The 19933-nt window shown below is 64.9% G+C and carries 21 protein-coding genes; 9 read left to right on the forward strand and 12 right to left on the reverse strand.

The annotated features are described in order from the left end of the window. Positions 1 to 106 precede the first annotated feature (106 nt). A complete protein-coding gene (locus T9R20_RS06380; protein ID WP_322411691.1) occupies positions 107 to 301 on the forward strand; it encodes a DUF2795 domain-containing protein in 195 nt (64 codons plus the stop codon). A 20-nt stretch (positions 302 to 321) separates the two neighbouring features. On the opposite strand, the gene T9R20_RS06385 is transcribed toward T9R20_RS06380, so the two are convergent. From T9R20_RS06385 to T9R20_RS06425, 9 genes are all read right to left on the reverse strand, one after another. Then, positions 322 to 1047 carry a VIT family protein gene (locus tag T9R20_RS06385; RefSeq protein ID WP_322411692.1) on the reverse strand — a complete coding sequence of 242 codons (726 nt, stop codon included), beginning with the start codon at positions 1045 to 1047 and terminating at the stop codon, positions 322 to 324. A gap of 9 nt (positions 1048 to 1056) precedes the next feature. Beyond that, entirely contained in the window at positions 1057 to 1359 is a 303-nt protein-coding gene (locus T9R20_RS06390) for a hypothetical protein (RefSeq protein ID WP_322411693.1), read from the reverse strand. After that, entirely contained in the window at positions 1360 to 2133 is a 774-nt protein-coding gene (locus tag T9R20_RS06395) for a hypothetical protein (protein ID WP_322411694.1), read from the reverse strand. An 87-nt stretch (positions 2134 to 2220) separates the two neighbouring features. Then, positions 2221 to 2391, reverse strand: coding sequence for a hypothetical protein (locus T9R20_RS06400; RefSeq protein ID WP_322411695.1), 171 nt, complete (start codon positions 2389 to 2391; stop codon positions 2221 to 2223). A 55-nt stretch (positions 2392 to 2446) separates the two neighbouring features. After that, positions 2447 to 2881, reverse strand: a complete 435-nt coding sequence (locus T9R20_RS06405) for an SRPBCC family protein (protein WP_322411696.1) — start codon at positions 2879 to 2881, stop codon at positions 2447 to 2449. A gap of 13 nt (positions 2882 to 2894) precedes the next feature. Further along, positions 2895 to 3677 carry an isocitrate lyase/phosphoenolpyruvate mutase family protein gene (locus T9R20_RS06410; RefSeq protein ID WP_322411697.1) on the reverse strand — a complete coding sequence of 261 codons (783 nt, stop codon included), beginning with the start codon at positions 3675 to 3677 and terminating at the stop codon, positions 2895 to 2897. 9 nt (positions 3678 to 3686) lie between these two features. Further along, entirely contained in the window at positions 3687 to 4370 is a 684-nt protein-coding gene (locus tag T9R20_RS06415; RefSeq protein WP_322411698.1) for a peroxiredoxin-like family protein, read from the reverse strand. Positions 4371 to 4505: 135 nt separating this feature from the next. Beyond that, positions 4506 to 6104: a sulfatase-like hydrolase/transferase gene (locus tag T9R20_RS06420; RefSeq protein ID WP_322411699.1), complete on the reverse strand. Its 1599-nt coding sequence runs from the start codon at positions 6102 to 6104 to the stop codon at positions 4506 to 4508. A gap of 93 nt (positions 6105 to 6197) precedes the next feature. After that, a complete protein-coding gene (locus T9R20_RS06425; RefSeq protein WP_322411700.1) occupies positions 6198 to 7583 on the reverse strand; it encodes an LLM class flavin-dependent oxidoreductase in 1386 nt (461 codons plus the stop codon). A 176-nt stretch (positions 7584 to 7759) separates the two neighbouring features. Between T9R20_RS06425 and T9R20_RS06430 the strand changes: the two genes are divergently transcribed. Further along, positions 7760 to 8275 carry a general stress protein gene (locus T9R20_RS06430; RefSeq protein ID WP_322411701.1) on the forward strand — a complete coding sequence of 172 codons (516 nt, stop codon included), beginning with the start codon at positions 7760 to 7762 and terminating at the stop codon, positions 8273 to 8275. A gap of 352 nt (positions 8276 to 8627) precedes the next feature. Here T9R20_RS06430 and T9R20_RS06435 read toward each other — a convergent pair whose 3' ends face one another. Further along, positions 8628 to 9242 carry a hypothetical protein gene (locus T9R20_RS06435; RefSeq protein ID WP_322411702.1) on the reverse strand — a complete coding sequence of 205 codons (615 nt, stop codon included), beginning with the start codon at positions 9240 to 9242 and terminating at the stop codon, positions 8628 to 8630. 112 nt (positions 9243 to 9354) lie between these two features. On the opposite strand from T9R20_RS06435, the gene T9R20_RS06440 reads away from it, so the two are divergent. Continuing rightward, positions 9355 to 9534 carry a helix-turn-helix domain-containing protein gene (locus T9R20_RS06440; RefSeq protein ID WP_318247053.1) on the forward strand — a complete coding sequence of 60 codons (180 nt, stop codon included), beginning with the start codon at positions 9355 to 9357 and terminating at the stop codon, positions 9532 to 9534. A gap of 298 nt (positions 9535 to 9832) precedes the next feature. Here the strand turns inward: T9R20_RS06440 and T9R20_RS06445 are convergent, their stop codons facing one another. Beyond that, on the reverse strand, positions 9833 to 10783 hold the full coding sequence (locus T9R20_RS06445) for a nucleotide kinase domain-containing protein (RefSeq protein ID WP_322411703.1): 951 nt from the start codon (positions 10781 to 10783) through the stop codon (positions 9833 to 9835). Positions 10784 to 10817: 34 nt separating this feature from the next. Then, complete coding sequence (locus T9R20_RS06450) at positions 10818 to 12338, reverse strand: thymidylate synthase (RefSeq protein WP_322411704.1); 1521 nt, start codon at positions 12336 to 12338, stop codon at positions 10818 to 10820. 816 nt (positions 12339 to 13154) lie between these two features. Between T9R20_RS06450 and T9R20_RS06455 the strand changes: the two genes are divergently transcribed. The 6 genes from T9R20_RS06455 (at position 13155) to T9R20_RS06480 (ending at position 19439) form a co-directional block, all read left to right on the forward strand. Beyond that, positions 13155 to 15314: a metallophosphoesterase gene (locus tag T9R20_RS06455; protein ID WP_322411706.1), complete on the forward strand. Its 2160-nt coding sequence runs from the start codon at positions 13155 to 13157 to the stop codon at positions 15312 to 15314. Positions 15315 to 15799: 485 nt separating this feature from the next. Next, positions 15800 to 16606 (forward strand): rubredoxin-like domain-containing protein, encoded by an 807-nt coding sequence (locus T9R20_RS06460; RefSeq protein WP_322411708.1) that lies wholly within the window; start codon positions 15800 to 15802, stop codon positions 16604 to 16606. Further along, on the forward strand, positions 16603 to 17064 hold the full coding sequence (locus tag T9R20_RS06465; protein WP_322411709.1) for a TIR domain-containing protein: 462 nt from the start codon (positions 16603 to 16605) through the stop codon (positions 17062 to 17064). The genes T9R20_RS06460 and T9R20_RS06465 overlap by 4 nt, the downstream gene beginning before the upstream one ends. Further along, positions 17052 to 17981 (forward strand): DUF4231 domain-containing protein, encoded by a 930-nt coding sequence (locus tag T9R20_RS06470; RefSeq protein WP_322411710.1) that lies wholly within the window; start codon positions 17052 to 17054, stop codon positions 17979 to 17981. Before T9R20_RS06465 ends, T9R20_RS06470 begins: the two co-directional genes overlap by 13 nt. 334 nt (positions 17982 to 18315) lie before the next feature. Then, the gene (locus tag T9R20_RS06475) at positions 18316 to 18618 is read left to right on the forward strand and encodes a TIR domain-containing protein (RefSeq protein ID WP_322412119.1); all 303 of its coding nucleotides are present in this window, start codon (positions 18316 to 18318) and stop codon (positions 18616 to 18618) included. 197 nt (positions 18619 to 18815) lie between these two features. Continuing rightward, on the forward strand, positions 18816 to 19439 hold the full coding sequence (locus tag T9R20_RS06480; RefSeq protein ID WP_322411711.1) for a hypothetical protein: 624 nt from the start codon (positions 18816 to 18818) through the stop codon (positions 19437 to 19439). Positions 19440 to 19933 lie beyond the last annotated feature (494 nt).

Below are 19933 nucleotides of genomic sequence, written 5' to 3' on the forward strand. Positions count from 1 at the left end.
ACAGCACGGCTGCAGCGGCGTCAAGCCCCCTGACCTCCTTCCCCTCCGCTCCTACCGTGGCCGGTGCCCGTGGACGAGTGCGCCGCGGGGACACGGGAGGAACATCATGGCTGACAACCCCACACCGATCGAGCTCCAGAAGTATCTCGGCGGCGTCGACTATCCCGCCTCGCAGGATGACCTCGTCGAGGCGGCCCGAACCAACGGCGCGCCCGACGACCTGGTCTCCGCGCTCGAGAACGCCGGGCAGGACTCGTTCGACAGCCCCACCGACGTCAGCAGCGCCGTCTCCGGCAGCTGACCCGCCCGCGCGCCCGCGGGTCACACCATCCCGGTGCCGAGCAGCGATCCGATGAGGAACGTCGCTCCCAGTGCCAGCGCACCCCCGACGACCGTGCGGATGATCGCACGGAGGCGACGGGCGCCACCGATCCACGCGGCGATATAGCCGGTGATGGCCAACGCGACGAGGACGCTGGCGAAGGTCAGCGCGATGCGCGCCGGGTGGGAGACGAGCAGGATGGTGGCCAGCGGGAGCAGGGCACCCACCGTGAACGCGACGGCGGAGGCGATTGCCGCCGACCACGGGCTCACGACGTCGCTCTGATCGATGTTCAACTCGATCGACAGGTGCGCGGCGAGGGCGTCGCTGTCGGTCAGCTCCCTCGCCACCGCGGTCGCGGTCGGCTCGCTCAGCCCCTGGGCGCGGTACAGGCCCACGAGTTCGGCGAACTCGCCCTCGGGGTCGGTGGCGAGCTCGCGGCGCTCTTTCTCGATCAGCGCGTGCTCGCTGTCGCGCTGACTCGAGACCGACACGTATTCGCCGAGGGCCATCGAGACCGCGCCGCCGACGAGGGCCGCTGCCCCTGCGAGCAGGACCGGACCTACCTCCGCCGTCGCGCCCGCCACGCCCACGACTACCGCTGCGGTGGAGACGATGCCGTCGTTGGCACCGAGCACCCCGGCGCGCAGGCCATTGAGGCGCTGGGCGAGCCCCGGCCGGTGCGGCTCATCGGGGTGCGGGCCGAGAGGCCGATCGTCGGTCATCTTCTGACGTTAGCGGCCGGTCGGGTGTCGTCGCCCGAGGAGAAAACCTGCGATGATGCCGAACCCGAGGAGACCGGCGACCGCAATTGCGACTCCGGCCACCATGAGCGGCGTCAACACGACGAGCGAGCTGGGGAAGAAGGCGGCGCCCGCGAGCGGCTGATAGGCGAACCACCCGAAGGATGCCGCGCCGGCGGAATTCCCCACCAGGTACACCGTGATGCCGCCGAGGACGAGCAAGCCTGCGATGATCGCGGCGATCACGAGGCCGCCCGGCATCCGACGCATGACGCTCACGATAGCGACGCTCATCTACGCGAACATCTGACGCAGCACGGCGAGGTCACCGCCGTCGAGCGCGCGCGCAATGAGATCGGCGTCGGCCGGGTCGGGAAAGAGGTGAGCCAAGTCGTTCGCGAAGATGGCTCGCATCGCGTCGAGATCGCCCGCATGTGCGGCGGCGCTCATCGCCTCTACGGCGAGTTGATACGGAATCTGCTGGTAGCCGGCGGGGGCGTCGTCGGGGTTGAAGTACGGAATCCAGGGGATGGAGCTGTCGGGACGCAACAGAAGAACTTCTCCCGGCTGGATCGTCCGCGTGTGGTTGAGCATCGTGATCATCAGTGGGTTCGCGATACAGAACCGATCACCGATGGCGTGAGGCGCGTCACCGGGAGCAACGGTGTAGGTCACGACCTCACCCTGGTCGTTCAGACCCGTCGTCCCCGCGGCCAGGTCTCGTACGCCACGGTCCACCAGGTCGCCGCTCAAGCTCGCCTTCATCCGGCCGATGTGAAGCCACGCCGGCTTGTCGCATCCCGCGGGGTTGCCCTTCGGGATCGCGGTGCCGTTGCCGACGTACACGTACCCATCGCCAAGCTCGTCGAGCATTCGGTCCGGGTTGGCATCGTCATCACCAGACGCAGGCTCGGCAGGCGCCTCCACGACGCGCTCCTCGGCCGGTGGGGATAGTGCCCAGGACGACACCGCGCCATAGACGCCTGCCACAGCGGGAGCCGCGAGAGCAACGAGGCTGGCGACGCCCGCCACGACAACGCCGGTTGCGACCTTGGCAGCGCGACTCATGTGAGGAACCTAACCTGATGGACCGACTCGTGCCAGACCAGTGGCCGTGTCAGTCTTCGGTCACATCACGGTTCAGCAGGCGGCGGCTCAGGCGACGAGCGCCAGCGCCCGGGCGAGTGACTCGGTCGACTCGTGGTTCTCGGTGAAGGGGACGATGCCGAAGTAGCTGCCGATCACGAGCAGGAAGACGAAGATGATCGACAGGAACAGGATGCCGAGCGACGCCAGGGACAGCAGGAGCGGAAGACGGGAGGTCACCTCTCCATGATGGCGCATCCGCGTCATCCGAGATCGACCGATCTCTCGACGACGATCAGCGCGATTCCAGAATCTGGCGCACCCGGCCGAGCCCGGTCGCCAGGGTCGAGCGGATGGTGTCTTCGATCATCGGCTCCACCAGCCGCAGCATGCCCGACGGCTCGCCGTCGATGGTGGCGCTGACGCGCGTCGCCGCCCCGTCGTCGGTGAGCTCGAACAGGAGGGATGTCGGGAACGTCCCCTTCGTGCTGACGATGGCCATCCGTCCCGGCGGCACGTACTCGGTGACCCGCCAGTCGAAGTCGACCTCGCGGCCCATCACTCGCATCCGGCTGTGGATCGTGCTCCCCACCCCGACCGGCGGCGGCGAGGTCAGCGCCTCCGAAATGACGGTGTCATCCCATTCGGGGCGCCGGCCGGCGTCGGTGAGGTACGCGAACACGTCGGAGCGCGGCCGCGCAATGGTCACGACCTCGGTCACCGAGAACATGGCGGGAGCGCCGTCAGTTGAGTTCGGGGGTGTCGTCGGGGATGACCCCGTCGCCGTAGAGCGACGTGCCCAGGTCGCGCAGGGCCCGCAGGGCGACCCGCTGAGTGAGCGGGCCGTACGAGATGCGGGCGACGCCGAGCTGCTCGTACTCCTTGGCCGGAAGGGCACCGGGGAATCCGATGACCGAGAGCTTCCCGCGGCCCAGGGCCTCGACGATCCGCTCGACGTGCGCACGCTGGATGGCGCCCGGGACGAATACGACGGCAGCCCCCTCGTCGAGGAACGCGCGGCCGCGCCGGATGGCCTCCTCGATGCGCTCGTCGATCGGGGCGTCGCCGCCGCGCAGAAGCGCGTCGGTGCGGGCGTTCAGCTGGAAGGGCACGCCCTCGGCCTCGGCCGCACGCACGATCGCGCGGACCCGCGCGACGGCATCGTCGAAGGGGCGCATGCGGTCTTCGACGTTGGCGCCCACGATGCCGAGCCCGATCGCGCGGCGCACCGTTTCGCCCGGCTCGTCGTACCCGTCGTCGAGGTCGGCGCTGACCGGCAGGTCGACGGACTGGGCGATCCGCCCCGCCGCCTCGAGGGCGGTGTCGAGCGGCATCCCGCCGTCGGGGTAGCCGAGGCTCGCGGCGATCGAGTGCCCGGCGGTCGCGAGCGCGCGGGTCTCGGGCAGGTCGGCGATCGTCCGGGCGCTGATGACGTCCCAGACGTTCACCACCCGCAGGATCTCGGGTGCCTGGTGGAGCGTCTGAAGGGTGCGGGCCTTGTCCTGGGTGCTGGTACCGGAGGTCATACCGCGACGCTACCCGACCCTCACGGTGTCGAGCGCGTCGAGGGCCGCGAGGATCTCGCTCGTCTCGGTGCGCTGGGTGTAGTCGACCTGGATGTCGGCGAAGACGACGGTCCGGGAAGGGTCGAGCACGATCACCGACGGGAACGGGATCGCGGGGGTGTCATCGGCGTTGCTGTCCTTGACGGCGAAGCCGAGCTCGGTGTGGGCCTCCTGCGCGGCGGCGCTCGGCGCGGTGACGATGCCCAGCTCGTGCGCGAGCGCGTTGCCCGGGTCGGAGACGACGGTGTAGCCGAGCTCGCCCTTCTCGACGGCCGCGGCGGTGCCATCGGGGGACTGGGGACTGATCGCGATCAGAGCGACCCCGCGCTCGTCGAGGGCGGGTGCGAGCGACCGCTGGTAGTGGGCGAGGGTGATGTTGCAGAACGGACACCACGCGCCACGGTAGAAGACCAGCACCGCCGGGCGGTCGCCGAGCAGCGAGGCGAGGTCACGCGCCTCCCCCCGCACATCGATCACCGTGGCTGCCGGCAGGGTGTCGCCGACCGACACGACGCCGTCGGGAACACCGGCCTCGCGCAGGTCGCGCTGCTCACCGTCGAAGACCGCGGAGAGTTTCGGGCCGACGGCCTCGGAGAAGCCGGGCACGAACGCGGTGACTTCGTCGGCGATGGTCGTGGGGGAGGTCGTGCTCATAAGTACTCCTCTGTCGAAGATCGGATGTCGGTGGGGCCGCGCGCCGACGGCGGCGTGCTCCGATTATTCGGCGCCCTCCGAAGTGCGGGCTCCGGAAGGCCGGAAATCGCAGTCACGATCCGTAACACTCGGGCGTCAGCCGCTGAACGCGTCGACGAACCGGTCGCGGAAGGCATCCATGCGCCACACCGGCGCATCCACGGACGGGCGGAACCCGGCATCCCATCCCCACGCCTCGATCCGTTCGAACACCGCGGGGTCTTTCGACACGATCGTGACGGGCACGTCGCTGTCGGCATCCGGCCCGCTGACGACACGAGAGGGCTGGTGATCGCCGACCAGCATGAGAACGAGATCCTCGGGGTCGTAGGTCTCGACGAACGACAGGGTCGCACCGAGCGAGTACTCCATCGATTCGGCGTAGTCGGCGCGGGTGCGTCGCTCGTCGGGCCAGAAGCCTGCTGCGGCCGCGTCATCCAGCTGTCCGGCGAAGCGGCTGCCGTCGCCGAGGTCCGCCCACGGCACGAGCCGGGGCGTCGGGCTCCACGGCGTGTGCGACGAGACAAGGGAGACCTCGGCCATGATCGGCGCGCCGTCGCGGCTCAGCTCCTCGTCGAAGAAGCGCTGCCAGGTGAACTGATCGGGCACGCGCGCGAAGCCGAAGGCGGGGCCGGCGTACGCGAGTTCCTGCTCGTCGAGCATCCGATCGAAGCCGTAGAACGCCTCACCCTCCGGCCACGGCTCGGTGTGCGCGGGGTTAACCGTGACCGTGCGCCACCCGGTCTCGCCGAACAGGCGGCTCAGCGTCATCCGCTCACTCGACAGCAGCGCGTCATATTTCTGCTGCGTGTCGACCCACGCGCCGCTCTGCAACGTGCCGTGGGCGAGCCAGCTCACGCCGCCGAAGGTGGGGGAGGTGAGGAACGCGCTCTCGGCGCGGTATCCGTTCTCGGCCAGCCGCGCGGCGCTCTCGTCGATCAGCCGCGTTATGCCCGCCATCTCGTCGGCGTCCGACACCGCGACCTCGCCGTAGCTCTCGACGAACGCGATCACGACGTCCTTGCCGCGGAGCCCGGCGAGGGGGTCGCCGGGAGCGCTACCGGCGAGCGAGTCGTCCTGGAGCGCCCGTTCGAACGCCTCCTGGTCGGGGATGCTCTCCGCCGCCTGCACGGCTTCGCCGACGAGGGTTCTCGTGACATCCGCCGCCGCGACAGCTGCTCCGGTCGGATGCTGCGCCCCGACGACCGACAGGATCACCCACGCGGTCGCCGCGGCGGCGACCGCCATCCGTCCCCGCGCGCCCAGATGCGTCACCGACCGGGCGCACCGCAGCACGCACCGGCCGACCACGAACACGGCGGCAACAGCGACACCAATGATCACGAGCGCTGCGAGGGCCGCGGTGAACGGCCCCACGACGTCCTGCACCACCTTGTAGGCGTTGACGACGGCGCGCCAGTCTTCGGTGGCGGCGAATCCGCGATCGATCGTTCCCCGGAACGTCAGGTCGAGCAGGGCGACGAGCGCCGCGATCACGGTGACCGCCCCGAACGCATACGCGACGACTCGCTGGAAGACGCCGCGAACGGCGACGACGAGCAGCAGCACGAGGATCGTCTCCACCGGCAGCCGCGCCGCGAGGCCCGTGCCGGGATCGAGCGCACCCGCGAGAAGCGGCGCGCCGAGGACCGTCACCCAGGCGAGAGCGGTGACGATCGACGCCCGCCAGGTCACCGGCGCCGGCGGCGCGACACCAGACCCGCCACCGAGGTGACGATTCTGCGGGTGCTGCGCGGCAGCCGTGGCATCCTGTCCGATACCGCGACGCTACCCGACGGGGAGGCCCTGCCCGACGGTGTAGCGGGATCCGTGATGGTCGCTCGGGAGGCGGTCGCCGCGACCGTGCAGCTTCTGCCGCAGGGTGCCGGGCTCGTACGCCTCGGGGTAGACGCCCCGGCGCCGCAGCTCGGGAATGACCCATTTCACGATGTCTTCGAACGTGCCGGGGGTGATCGCGTAGGCGAGGTTGAAACCGTCGACATCCGTCTCGTCGACCCACGCCTGCAGCTCGTCGGCGATCTCTTCCGGCCCGCCCACGATCAGCGGGCCGAGACCGCCGATCGCGCTGTGACGGCCGATGTCGCGGACGACCCATTCCTCGCCATCGTCGTTCGCGGCCTGGAAGTTCGAGACCGTCGACTGGATGGCGTTGCTCTTCACGTTGCCGATCGGGTCATCGAGGTCGTACTCCGACAGGTCGACGCCCATCCACCCCGACATGAAGACGAGGGCCCCCTCTGGGCTGGCGTACTGCAAGAAGTCGGCGTGCTTGGCCCGCGCCTTCTCGGGGGTCTCGTCGGTGATGATCGTCAGCAGGGTGTAGATCTTCGCGGCGTCGCGTGGACGCCCCGCGGCTTCGAGGGCGTCGCGGATGCGCGCGACGGTCGACTTGAGGACGTGCTTGGTGGGGGCGGCGACGAAGATCGCCTCGGCGTTGCCGGCGGCGAACGCGATGCCGCGCGGCGAGGCCCCCGCCTGATAGATCACGGGCGTTCGCTGCGGCGACGGTTCGCTGAGGTGGATGCCGGGGACGGTGTAGTGAGTGCCGTAGTGGCCGATCTCGTGCACCTTGGCCGGGTCGGTAAAGACGCCGGTCCCGCGGTCGCGGACCACCGCGTCATCCTCCCAAGACCCCTCCCAGAGTTTGTAGAGCACCTCGAGGTACTCGTCGGCGACGTCGTAGCGCTGGTCGTGCTCGAGCTGGTCGTCGTGCCCCATGTTCCGCGCGGCGCTCGGCAGGTATCCGGTGACGACGTTCCAGCCGACCCGGCCCTTGGTGAGGTGATCGAGCGTCGACATGCGCCGGGCGAACGGGTAGGGGTGCTCGTACGCGGTACCCGCGGTCACCCCGAATCCGAGGTTCTCGGTGACGGCGGCCATCGCCGACACGAGCAGGATCGGGTCGTTCACCGGCACCTGCGCGCCGTGACGGATCGCGGCCTCGTTCGAGTTGCCGTACACGTCGTAGGTGCCGAGCACATCGGCGATGAAGATGCCGTCGAAGGTGCCCTGTTCGAGAAGCCGTGCGAGGTCGGTCCAGTAGGAGAGGTCCTTGTACCGGGCGGACTGGTCATCGGGATGACGCCACATGCCGGATGACTGGTGCGCGACACAGTTCATGTCGAAGGCGTTGAACCGGATCTGCTTGCTCATGCTTCCAGCATCGGGATGACGTCCGGGGAGGTCGACCGGGCTGTCATCGGGCGTCACACTGCGGGGTGCGCGGCTCGGAGGCCGTTGACGTGGTCTACGACGAGGCGGACGATGGGCGTTGAGGCCAGCCGAGGTGTTCGGTGAGGCCCGACACCGCAGGAACCGGGGGACCGACCATGACCGACGCAGCAGCTCCCAGCCAGGCACGCTCCGTGCTGGCCAGCTTCACCGAGTACGCCGACGCGCAGGCGATGGTCGACAGGCTGTCTGATCAGCAGTTCCCCGTCGAACACGTAGCGATCATCGGCTACAACGTCCGGATCGAGGAGCAGGTGACCGGGCGGATGACGAACTGGACGGCCGCCGGCTACGGCGCCGCCTCGGGCGCTTGGTTCGGCCTTCTCATCGGACTGCTCTTTGGGCTGCTGTCCGACAACATCGCGGCGTGGATCCTGCTGCTGATCCTCGGCCTCGGACTCGGCGCTCTCTGGGGAGCGGTGTTCGGCTTCGTCGGACATGCGGCCACCCGGGGCCGCCGCGACTTCAGCTCCGTCAAGCAGTTCCTCGCGGAGCGGTGGGACGTCACCGTCAGGTCCGACGAGCTGCTGCGGGCCCAGAGCCTTTTGGCGAATACGACGCAGGGCGCGTCGGCGGCTCCGGCCGAGGGTGATCCGGCAACACCGCGGGCGTGAGGGGCGATGTGCGCTCTTGTTCGGGTCCCCTGGAGGGACTCGAACACGTTTTGAGCATTTTGCATAGCGGCGTCGAACAACAACTTCCGCGGATTTACGCGGGTTTTCGAGACCACTGCGACATCCGGCGACGTCCGAAAACAGCCAGCAGCGAATAAGATGCGGCCAAAATGCGGGCAAGAGTTGTTAGTCCTGGAGCAAGCTTCGGGGACATGTCAGAAATGGATGCGGCCAAGTCGGTATTCGCGGCAACCGGAAGAGCACCACTTTGGGCGGTCTGCTCGCAGCGGCTGGTTTTGTTTGGCAGAGTGCTCAGATGGGCTCAAATGCGCGTTAACGCATCCCAATGGTGTCAGCGACCGATCGAGGGCCCCGATGGCCTTGAGCGGACGACAGGTCCGGTGAACTGCTCGCGGAGCTGCTGCTCGCGAGCCTGAACGAGGACCTCCCGACCGGTGGCCTCGTCGACAAGACCCGCAACGCGGGCGCGATTCATCATGCGCGTCGCGGTGCTGACGCTGATGCCGAGCTGTTCCGAGACGAGCTTGAGTGGGCCGTCGTTGATAACGGAAGCGAGCCGGTAGAGCCTGACCGCCTCGCGCAGGTTCTGTTCCTCGGAGCGCGACTCGTCCGCCCGCAGGCGCGCCAGGTACTGTCCGTAGGTCTCCGGCTCGGAGAGATCACCGTCAATGCGGACAACGCGAGCCGCGGCCCACTTGACGATGGCCTGCACTCGGAGGTCGCGCAGCAGCGTGGTGGTCACCTCATCGCCCTGGCCGCTCCGATCCACTCGAATCGACTCAGCCGCCGCCCGCCTCAGCGTCGGGTCGTACACGACGTGCGCGCGCACGGCGCCCGGAATGTCAGGAAGACCAGTCACGACGGCGACCCAGGAGCGTGGAATGTGAATGCCGTCGCCGGCGTCGAGGATCTCGTCGTCGATCAGTTCGATCGAGAGTTCAGGCATGCTGCGAGTTTCCCAGTTTCGGGGAATGCGAGCAAGTGATGACATCGGCCACTCACCGGTGTACAGTGCGTGAGCAAGTGATGACATCTACCAATCAGCGGAGGAGAAGGTCATGAACTCATCGCCGAATTCGCTTGCCCTGACGATGAAGGATGCCGCGAAGCTCGTCGGCGTCGACTACCGCACGATCAAGCTCGGCATCGAGAGCGGGACCATCCCGACGGTCCAGCTCGGCCCGCGCCGGATGATCCCACGCGCCGGACTGCTGCGCGCCTTCGGCGTCGACGCCTGATAGCGGCACGACAGGGGAGGCGGCCCGGCGTCCAAGCGGCCGGCAGGCGCGTCGCCATCCATGTTCGCGCGACGCCCGAACTTGGGGCCCGAGCAGATGCGAAGGCGATCCGTTGGGCCGCGCTAGAGATGCGGCAGCTTTTCGCCGTAGCGCCCGGCATCATCGAAGCATGACGCTCATCGCCGATGCGACGGACCAGACCCCAGGCGCACTGGATCTCGCGGGCGATACAAAGGTCTGGTCGAAGGGCGCTTCATGGCCGATTTTCGGACACGAATCTCACGCCTCCAAACGCGATTTAACTGGCTATCGCTTCCAGTGTCGGAGCCACGATGGCCCACTTCGGTGGGAAGAAGGCGTCGAGCGGTTCGGGTGAGGGGGCGAACTTGGCCTTGATTCGTGTACGCGCGCTCTTCAGATCAGGCAGCGCCTCACGGCAGTACTTGTCCGTTTCGCAAAAGAGGTTCTGCACGTCAATGGCCTGCAGCGGTCGCCCAAACAACCCATTGAATGTCAGGTCGCGGGCTGCAAACTCTTCCTCTTGCCGGTCGACCATCCAGTGCACGACATCGCTGGGGGAGTATTCGCCCGTGCTCTCAAACACCTTCTTGATTCCGCGGAGCGCACCAGGGCCCGGTTGCGTGAAGTCGTTCTCGGAGAAGTCGGTCAACTCGGAGTAATTGAGATCGATCGCCACCTGGTACGACATGAAGTCGCCCATCAGTGGAAACCGGTGCAAAGCGTCGTAAACGTCCTTCAAAGATGACGCCTCAAGGATCTGCTTCTGCAGGTTCTGGATGACGAACATGTCGCGGAACAGCTCGACGTGGTTGAGGTGCTTGATGCCGCGGCCGTACGCGTCCGTCGCGCAGAGGATGAATGCACCCGTGTACAGCCTGCTGTTCTCGGCACGCACGGCATTCAGTGCCTCTTCGAGTCTGTTGCCGCAGAGGTCGTCGATGACGGGCTTGCGCCCGAGATGATGGACGAGGGACCGCCACGTGTTGATGTTGCTGAAAGTTCTGAACAGCACTATCTGGAACGCCAGGTCTTCAGCTGCCGTCGCGTCGTCCACGTAGATTACCTCCTTGATGAGGCCCTGGGAGACGCGGTCCGCAGCGCGGTAGACGTTGCAGAACTTGAACTGACGCAGGATCGCGTCGTCCGTCCATGGCCCAGGCTCGCCCGCGACCCGTCGTTCGTAGACGCGGTGACGCTCGGCGGTGAACCGCCAGAAGATGTCGAACACCTCGTCGCGTGGCTCCGGCGCTATCCGTCCCACGTCAATCCTTCCAGTCCGCAAACTTAACGAGCTCGGCCGCTGCTTCACGCACGACCCAGGGGTTCCTGCGGGCGAGCGTCGCCAAGAGAATCCATGCCGACGACGCCAGCGCTTCCACGGCTGTTGCTCGTTCCGCGGCACTGTTCGTGCCGCCCACTACCTGTGCTTCTACGTGGTGGTACGCGCCCAGGACCATGCTGCGAGCGGCTTCGATATCGATAGTCGCATCGCCGGTCATGTATTGTCTGGCCACGCGCTCGAACCCCTCCACTCCGTCGCTCCACGACGCAAGCCCCGGGTTCGATTCGACGTCTGCAAGGAACGTGCGGTGCTTAACCGCGTACACAAACAGGTCGACGGCGGTGTCGAAACTGACACTCGGCGCCCCGCGCTCGAGGTCCAAGCGTTCCAGGCGATCGACCTTGCGGGCGACGTTCGGCAGGATCGACAGTAGCTCGCCGCGCCGTTTCCAGCTGTCACCGTATGCATCCGCCTTCACGCGATGAAGTGAGACCACGAAGTCGGCGAGATAGACGTCTATCGAAGGAGCGCTCGACAGCGTTTCGTCGCGGGACAAAAACTCTCTGCCGGCAGCGCGGAGACCGAGGTCGGCGACCAAGTCGAAGTGCGAACCTTCCCCACGCTGGTGTGCCCAGTACACGTTCACCATCGTCAGGAAGTCTCGGAGTAGTGGATCGGCGACCTTTGCCAGAGCTTCCGCGTCCAGGCTCCGCCCTCCACGCGCTTGCGCCTCCAATTCGAACCACTGGTTGAGCGCCGCATCAAATTCGACCAGCGGGGTCATGAACTGCGGCGCCGCACCCGCCAGATATGGGTCCTCGGCCAGCGCGTTGCCGAGCATGCGTTCGACTCGCCCGAAGTGGCGCTCGTAGAGATGGAGCGAGCCGATGAAATAGGTAGCGCTCCCTGCCTGTGCACCCGTCCAGAACGACATCATCTCGTGCAGCACGCTCCACTCGAACGTGTTAATGCCGGTGAATCCCCACATCAGATCGTTGCTGCGGACCGTAATCGCGAGGTCCAGGACGTCATCGCGGCACGTGAACTGCAGCCAGTTGGTGCAGGGGATGTCCTTCGACGGCTGATAGTCGAGCGCGGGGTCGAAGATCGACATCACAGCTCGGCGGCTTTGCCGGTCTTGCGTCAGGACGTCGACGACTGCCGTGAGCTGATCTACGCCATGCCAGGCCCGCAACCGGGGACCGTAACCGGCGCGCCAGGTCTTGCCGTCGTCGGAGAAGTCCGCCGCCCGAGGAAGGTAACTCACCAGATCTCCGATGTCGTTCCTGCCGGAAAGGACCCACAGCGTCTCGTAGATCGCGGCGAACGGATTGTTATTGCGGCCGGGTATGACGATGCAGCGTTCGAGTGGATTGAGGAGGGTGATGGTCACCTGGCGCAGCTCACGAGTGACCGCCCCGCGAACGTTGGCCATCTGGCCGCGAGACAAGATCTCTGCGGCCTGCGCAAGAAACGCGGACTGTGCGTTGCGATATTCCATCTCCCCTCCTCCGGTCCAGAGCGTATCGGGGTATGCGCCACTGTCCGCGGATGGCGAGCCGTGCGCTGCGAGGTCTACGTAGTCAGTGGGGTGCGGAAAGACCTGCGCGGGGAAGTGAGGCGACAGTGTTGCATCTCTCGGACGTTCAGCTCGCAGGCCGTCGGAGGACCGCGGATCACGAGGTGGAGGTGATTCCGGTGGATGCTGCCGCCACGCGCAACAGGCTCGTAGAGTCGGCCTCCGCAGGTGCGCGAGGCTTCTCGGGCATCAACGAACCTCGTTACCGGACGCATCACGAACGCTGTAATGCGAGGTTGCCGGCGAGAAATCGCACCCTGATCGTGGCGGGAAACGAAGAAGTTGATGTGAGGCCGAGTGCGACACGTGCGTCGCGGCGGATTCGGAAACTGCGCGACGAATACTAACTCGTGGCTGTTGGAGGCGGCGGTGAATATTGAACCGCCCCTGTCCTGAACGCCACGGACGACGGCTTCGTGCTGTTGCGCTGAACTCCTTGATCGAATCCGGTCTGCGGGAGGTGACTGTTCCGAGTGAAATTCGTTGCGCGTCGCTCAAGATCGCGAGAGCGGGACCGCGTCGGGCCTCTCGGATACGTGGAGCGACGAGATCCAGAGAGGCGAGTTCACCGACGTCTGAGTCCCACCCAGAACGCAAGCATTCTCTCCATCACGCTCCACTCGAGAACGCCAGCGCCCGAGACGGCGATGTGCTCGATGGCCGGTTGCGTGTCAGGTCTGTGCGAACTCGCCCCGAAACCAAGCTCTGGAATGGGCGCCTCTCGGCCATGATAGGGGCGTGGCGCGCATCCTGCATCTCTCCGACCTCCATCTCCACGGTGATCGCGATGACGAATTGGTTGCCGACAACAAGCAGAATGCTGTTCCCGCCTCGGCTCAGGCTTCGGCGGGGGACCGATTGCGCTCGACACTCGAGGCGCTGACACGCGCCGTCAACGAGGACGAACTCGGGCTCGACTGCATCGTCATCTCGGGCGACATCGTTGACCGCAATGATCCCGGTGGCTACCGTCGTCTGCCGGAGATCCTTGCGCCGCTGGTGCCGGCCGTGGTGCCGCCTGAGAGGGTCGTTGTGGTGCCGGGGAACCATGATGTACTCCGCGGAGCGCCACCTTCATCCTCTGAGCGCTATGAGGACTTTGTTCAGCTTCGCAAGCACGGCTACATCACGCCGTTGCTAGAAGGCGTTGACTGGCCGGGAGCAGATGAGGCTCCGGCCCAGCCGACAACGCTCACGGCGAGGGATGGCTCGTATGTCATCGTTGCGATCAACTCTGCGGATCTCTGTCAGACCGACCTGCCGATTGAGCCCGCTCTCGACTCCCGGTTTAGCCAACTTCCTAACGCAGGAGATCCGGCGGTCACCGAGCTTCTCAAAGCCTGGGCGGAACGGGGCGAAGTAGATATAGCGTGGCTCGGGCAGCATCAACTCCGGCATGCAGCCGAGGCTCTTGAAATCGCGTCGAAGCCACTCCGCGATCCGTTGAGAATCACCGTGATGCACCATCAGCTCATGCCGGTCGGTGCGGTAGCCGAAATCAAGCCCTATGAGTCGATACTGAACTTGGGCGAGGTCCTCGAATGGCTCGCCACACAGCGGGTAGATATCGCGTTACACGGCCACAAGCATGTCTCTCGGCCCTTTGCGCTGTCGCACCGAGGTCTGACGACCGTCGATGCTGAGCAACGCATGCTGGTAGTGAGCGCTCCCAGCGCAGGGCACATCGATAATCAAGGTTCGCCCATTGCGCGACTCCTGACGATCGCCCCCACGGCGCCCCGGACTGCGGGCGTGACGATCGTAGATCTCAAGCCTGTTGGCCCGGGAGGGGCGATCGACCTCCATAACCTTCCGACTTCGCAGTGGTATCTCAACGATGACGCGGAGAGGGGGCGCATAGTTGGCACGACGGCGCAAGAGGTGCACGAGCGGATTGTCTCGCTGCCGACTCCGCACAATTCCGCTGCTCTTCCACTCGTGTGCGTTGTCATTGACGGTGCTAGCGGGCTGAGCATCCCTCCGCTCTACCCGGATCTGCCATCAACTGAATCGGATCCACAAGCATGGTTCGATCGGACGATCGGGTGGTGGCAGTCGCCTCGAGCGGGCCGAGGCGCCAGCTTTAACCACGGACAGAGGATCAGCGCCCACGGGTCGGTTGACCCGGAACTGCAAACCGGCCACACGGACCAACTGAAGGAAGCGGCGCGTGCTCTTGCGGACGATGCGGAAACCAGCCGGGCCGTCGCCATTCTGGTCGAGCCGTCCGCAGATCTCTCTGCTGAAAGGCGCTTGTTTCCCGCGTTTGTCCTCGTCCAGTTCCAGATTCGCGCGGGGCAGGTTCACGTCACCGCCTATTTCCGAAAGCAAGAGATGCCGCATTGGTGGCCGATCAACGTGGGAGAGCTCGCCCACCTACAGGGCCGGCTAATCGAGGATCTCTCCGCCCGGGGCAAGCACTACGCCCCGGGATCGATTACGACGATCACCGCCCACCCCGCGTTCGGTCGCGGCACGCCACGCGTCCAGATTCCGGACCTCGACCGCCGAGCCGATAAGCCAATCCGGCTCCTGGAACTGGTCATGCCGCTCTACGGAGTCGGCGACGCCGGGAAGGCGCGGAACGCCTGGGTGGTTGCTCTGTCGGACTGGGCTCCAAGCGAGAAGGCTCCAGCAGATGGCGACCCTGTCCCGGTCTTCGGCCTCAAGGAGTTGATCACGGCACTAAGAGAAGCGAGGGTGATCGCGGGAAGCACTCAAGACCAAGTCGAGCTTGAAGAGCAACTGACGACGCTGCTTCTGATCTGCGAGCGATATCTGGCGACGAATGACGACGATCGAGCGAGGGCTCGACTGCCGTGGCTCGACGCCGTGCCCGGGCGACTCAACCGCCTGCAGAATATCGTCGACCGCATTCTTGGGGTTATTGATGACTAAGGTGGCAGTTCCCCGGGCGCGGGCCTGTATGTATTGGACCATGAGGACGAAGACCCCCTTCATCGTCAACGTCGTTACGTGATCCCGAGGTCGCCCCTGTTAAGGTCTGCGTCCCATGTGATCGACGACTGGCTGGGCGAGAAACTCGGAAGCGCGCGGCGGTCCGTGCCTTGTGGTTGCATTCGGGATGCGCAAGCGGTCGGGTGAGTCCACGGGTGGGCTTGCCGTCGTCGGTAACCTCGTCCTCCAACGCCCTATACACACGGCTGGTGAATGGTGCGAAGCGCTCGCATTTGAGCGAAGACCGTCGACTCGGCCGAGCGTCGGAGGCGATTCAGCTGCGTCGACTTGCCGGATTGATCGACTCCCTCGACACAATCACGGCGCCCGGTGCGGATCGAGAAGTGAGCCTTGGCCATCACCCCCACCCTCTCCGCCCAGCGTGGCTCCCAGGGTGTGTCGGAGGCCAGCCGTAGCATCAAAGTGTGCGAGAAGCCAGGGAACACGGCGAGGGCGCGGCAGCGCGGCGGCTTGGCGACCCATGGCGCAAGCTTCATGACACCGGACGCGGCTACCTGTCCGTTTACTTCTCGGACCCTCTCGCGCGATGGCCGGTTCGCGAGATCACCCGACCTGCGGACAATAAGAGCGATCCGAACATCGAGACCGGAACGTACGGCCTGTTCTCTACGTGCGAGCCGTCGATGCGGAATCGGATCGTTCACGATGGCGCGGCCACTATCTTCTTCCTCACGACGCGCAAGCCGCATCAAGGGAGAGTGATCTCCGGTTACTACCACGTTGGCTGGTACACGGAAGGCACCCAAGGTGCCGTCAATCGTGACTACGCGCTCGCCGCCGACAGGATGCATTTCATCGACCCCATCGCCGTGGAGGACCTGGCGGAGCCGCTGGCAGGAATATGCTCTGCCCAGTTCCGCACAATGAAGCCGATTGACGCCGAGACCGTGGCAGCGCTTCGCAGCGCATGCGACGAACGCCCCGAACGCACAGCCGATTATCTCGGCGAAGTCACTCGCATCGAAACGTTTGCACGCGCTCGATCCGGCTACGCATATCCGTCATGGGGGCGGGAGGCCGGATTCAGCTGGTCGGACGCTCACGACTACTACCAGACGGATGCCGAACTTTCGAGAGTGCCTAACAGCTCCAAGAGCCGTAAGTGGCGCTGTCGAGAGTGCGGCTATGTCATCAAAAGCGGCGCCCTGCTTAAGAAGTGCCCGTTGTGCAAGCAGATGGCCACGCTCACTCCAGCTGAGGAGGGCACGTGACCCGTCGGGTTTTTATCAGCTACCAGCACGCCGATCAGATGAAGGCTCGTGGCTTGAACCTCATGACCTATAACAAGAACGTGAACATTGACTTCACCGGACGGCACCTGCTCGACCCGGTGAAGAGCCAAGATGCGGACTACATCAGCCGAAAGATCAAGGAGCGGATCAAAGGTTCGTCGGCGACGATCGTGCTCATCGGCAAGGAGACCTCGCAAAGCGAATGGGTCGAGAAAGAAATCCGATGGAGTAAGGAGCAGGGAAAGGGGATCATAGGTATCCGTATCGATCCCGACGCCCAAGTCCCTGAGGGGTTGACCGAGTACGGTGCCGAGATTCTTGACTGGAGCACGCCGGCGGACGTCAACCAATTCGACGACGCAATCGAACGGGCGATTGCTGCGACGAGCAGGAGTCGCTCTATGCCGACCAACACCATGAGCACATGCACGAGATGAGCGTTAGCCCTGCGGCGCCCCCTAATATCGTGCTGCCCGGTGTGCACGATGCCGCGAACAGCGCATCTGCGCGCGGACAAACGGCTTACGTGCGTCTTAGTGCGGCGCGACTGCTCTCTCTCCTAATCGCTACTCTCGCGGCTGCTCTTGGCATCGTGATAAGCGGGTTCGACTTTTCTGGTTTGGTGTTACTTGTCGCATTCGTAGCTGCCGCTCTTGCCGAAATCGCTCTCATCCGGTTCCAGCCCGAGCGAGACTGGTATGCCGGCCGAGCTGTGGCAGAGTCCACGAAGACACTCGCCTGGCGCTTTGCGGTGCAGGGCGAGCCGTTCGGGCCTAACGTGAGTGAAGCTGACGCGCAGTCGTTGCTTAGGGAGCGGGTAGAAGAGGTTCTTCAACGCGGTCGGGATCGAATCAACGTCGGCCCCGGGGATGCGATCCTCACCGAAAGCATGATCGAGCTTCGGTCGTCGCCTTTTTCGGTGCGACGAAATGCATACTTGATGCACCGAACTGAGGATCAGCGCCACTGGTACTCGTCGAACGCTCGCAAAAACGAGGTTCGGGCGACTTCCTGGCGGTACGGCCTCCTATTGGGAGAGCTGATCGCTGTCGTCGCAGCGGCGATCGCGTTGGGGCGCGACAAGCCCTTCGACTTCGCGGGGATAATCGCCGCAGTCGTCGCTGGCGGAGCGGCATGGTTGGCAATAAAGCAATACTCTCAATTGACCTCTGCGTACCGAGTAGCAGCGGCCGAGCTCGCGGTTCAGGCGGATGTCCTACGACGAGTCGCTGTTAACGATTGGCCGCAAGCCGTCGCTGACGCGGAGGAAGCGATTAGCCGAGAGCACACCATGTGGCTGGCAACCCGCGGCGAAGAAGGCCCGCCCACCAGTCGGCCTCGCGCAGGGTTATAGGCGAACCGAAAAGTTGACAGGAGCCTTATAGACGAACGCGGGTGTCCTATCCCGTGCTCGATCGCCGACCTTGGACGTCCGGGAACGGATCTGGTTGCAGGACGTCGGGGACGACATCGGCAGCGGAATCAACTAAGAGAGCGCCTTCCCCACCTCCGTTGAGTACCGAGTGGGGCCGTTGCGATAGTCCAAGGACCTGCTGCGTCAGATACAACTTGATGGGCTCACGCCCTTCGGAGACGCATCGAGAGATCCAATACGAATCTATGTTCATGACCTCATAGGAGTGATGCCCACCTCCCTTGCGGAGAAGGCCGGCGGCTGAGCCACGATCATAGAAAAGTTCGAGAAGCGGGGCGGAAGCGCGTCATACGTAATCCTCCTTCTCACACCGGACGACGTCGGCCAGACGATCTCGGAGCACCAGGCTGGCTCGACGCCCAGTCTGCGTGCTCGACAGAACGTCGTGCTCGAGTTGGGCTACTTCATCGGCAAGATCGGGCGGGAGAACGTCGTGGTGATGGACGCAGACGTCGAGCGGCCGTCCGACCTAGCGGGACTCAGCTACGTTGCGTACCCAGGCCTGAATTGGAAGGACGAACTGCGGAAGGAATTCAAGGAGGCGGGCCGGATCTGATGGATCCTGCATCCATCGGGTAGGTCTTAGGATCGCAACGCGTCGCGAAGCCACCGCGATTCGCTTCATCGTGGAGTTGCTGGGCGCCAGACCGCAGGGGTCAGCACCCGAGAAACGAACTCCGCGATGCTGGGTGCGAGACCCACGGAGAAACCGTTGTTCCCGTAGCCCCTGCGGGCGGCACTAATGTATGGCGCATGCCCGATGCGCTCCCAACCTGCTTCATCGCGATGCCCATCACTACGCACCCGGAGCAAGCCGAGGTGTACGGCGATGCCGATCATTGGAAGCACGTGATGGAGACCCTCTTCATCCCCGCGGTCGTCAGGGCCGGCTTCGAACCAATCAGCCCGATTGCCCAGGGAACCGACCTGATCCATGCCGGGATCGTGAAGCATCTGTCGACCGCCGATCTCGTGCTCTGCGATATGAGTACTCATAACCCCAACGTTTTTTTCGAACTTGGCGTTCGTACAGCCGTCAATCGTCCGGTCGCCCTAGTGTGCGAAATCGGTACCCGGCTTCCATTTGATATCTCCAGCCTGATCACACATTCGTACAAACCTACGCTCAATGCGTGGGACACGGGCTCTGAAGTTGCTGCCCTTGCCACACACATCACGGACAGCGCCGCAAGGAGCGAGAACACGAATCCACTTTGGCGTCACTTCGGGTTGACTATCGAGGCCACGGAGCCGCAGCCCGGCGTTACACGTGACGAAGCGCGTGACGAGCTCATGTGGGAGGCGCTCCACGACATTCAGCGCCAACTGTCGGAGCTGACTGACGAGCGGTTCGCTCCGGGCGTCCTTCGGAATTGAGGACCTACTCGACCCCGGCCGCGCATCCGAGCATTTAGTGCCGGGCGAGATGAGACTTCGAGGCCAGCTGCTAGTTAATGACATCGCAAAGACGGTTCATAGAAGTGTCAAGCCGGCCTGGCGAAGCGATACCACAGGTATGTTGCAGCTCGCAGTCAGATTTGCAGCACCCGAACAAGGATCGGCTTTCTCCCTGCCAGTCCGCGATCAAGACCTCCGTGTGGTCGCGCGCCGTCACTCGTTTGAACTCGTTGGTGTCTCAAAAAATCGGGATGGTGTGTCGAGAGCACAGTTCGCTCCCCACGATCAAATGCTCGACCCGAGCCCGATCGAGTGATCCAATTGACGGCCGCCTTCACGTGATCGCGTCGCCGCAGGCCGGTGCTCCACAGAACAGACGGCGGAAGTCGCGCGGGAGCGTCGCTCGCTCTTCAGCCGCGCATTTACAGCTTGCCCGAGCTGCCTTGGCACGGTGAGCGCCGCCGATCCAGCGC

Origin of the sequence: Microbacterium invictum, from assembly GCF_034421375.1 — a bacterium.
GTDB lineage: Bacteria > Actinomycetota > Actinomycetes > Actinomycetales > Microbacteriaceae > Microbacterium > Microbacterium invictum_A.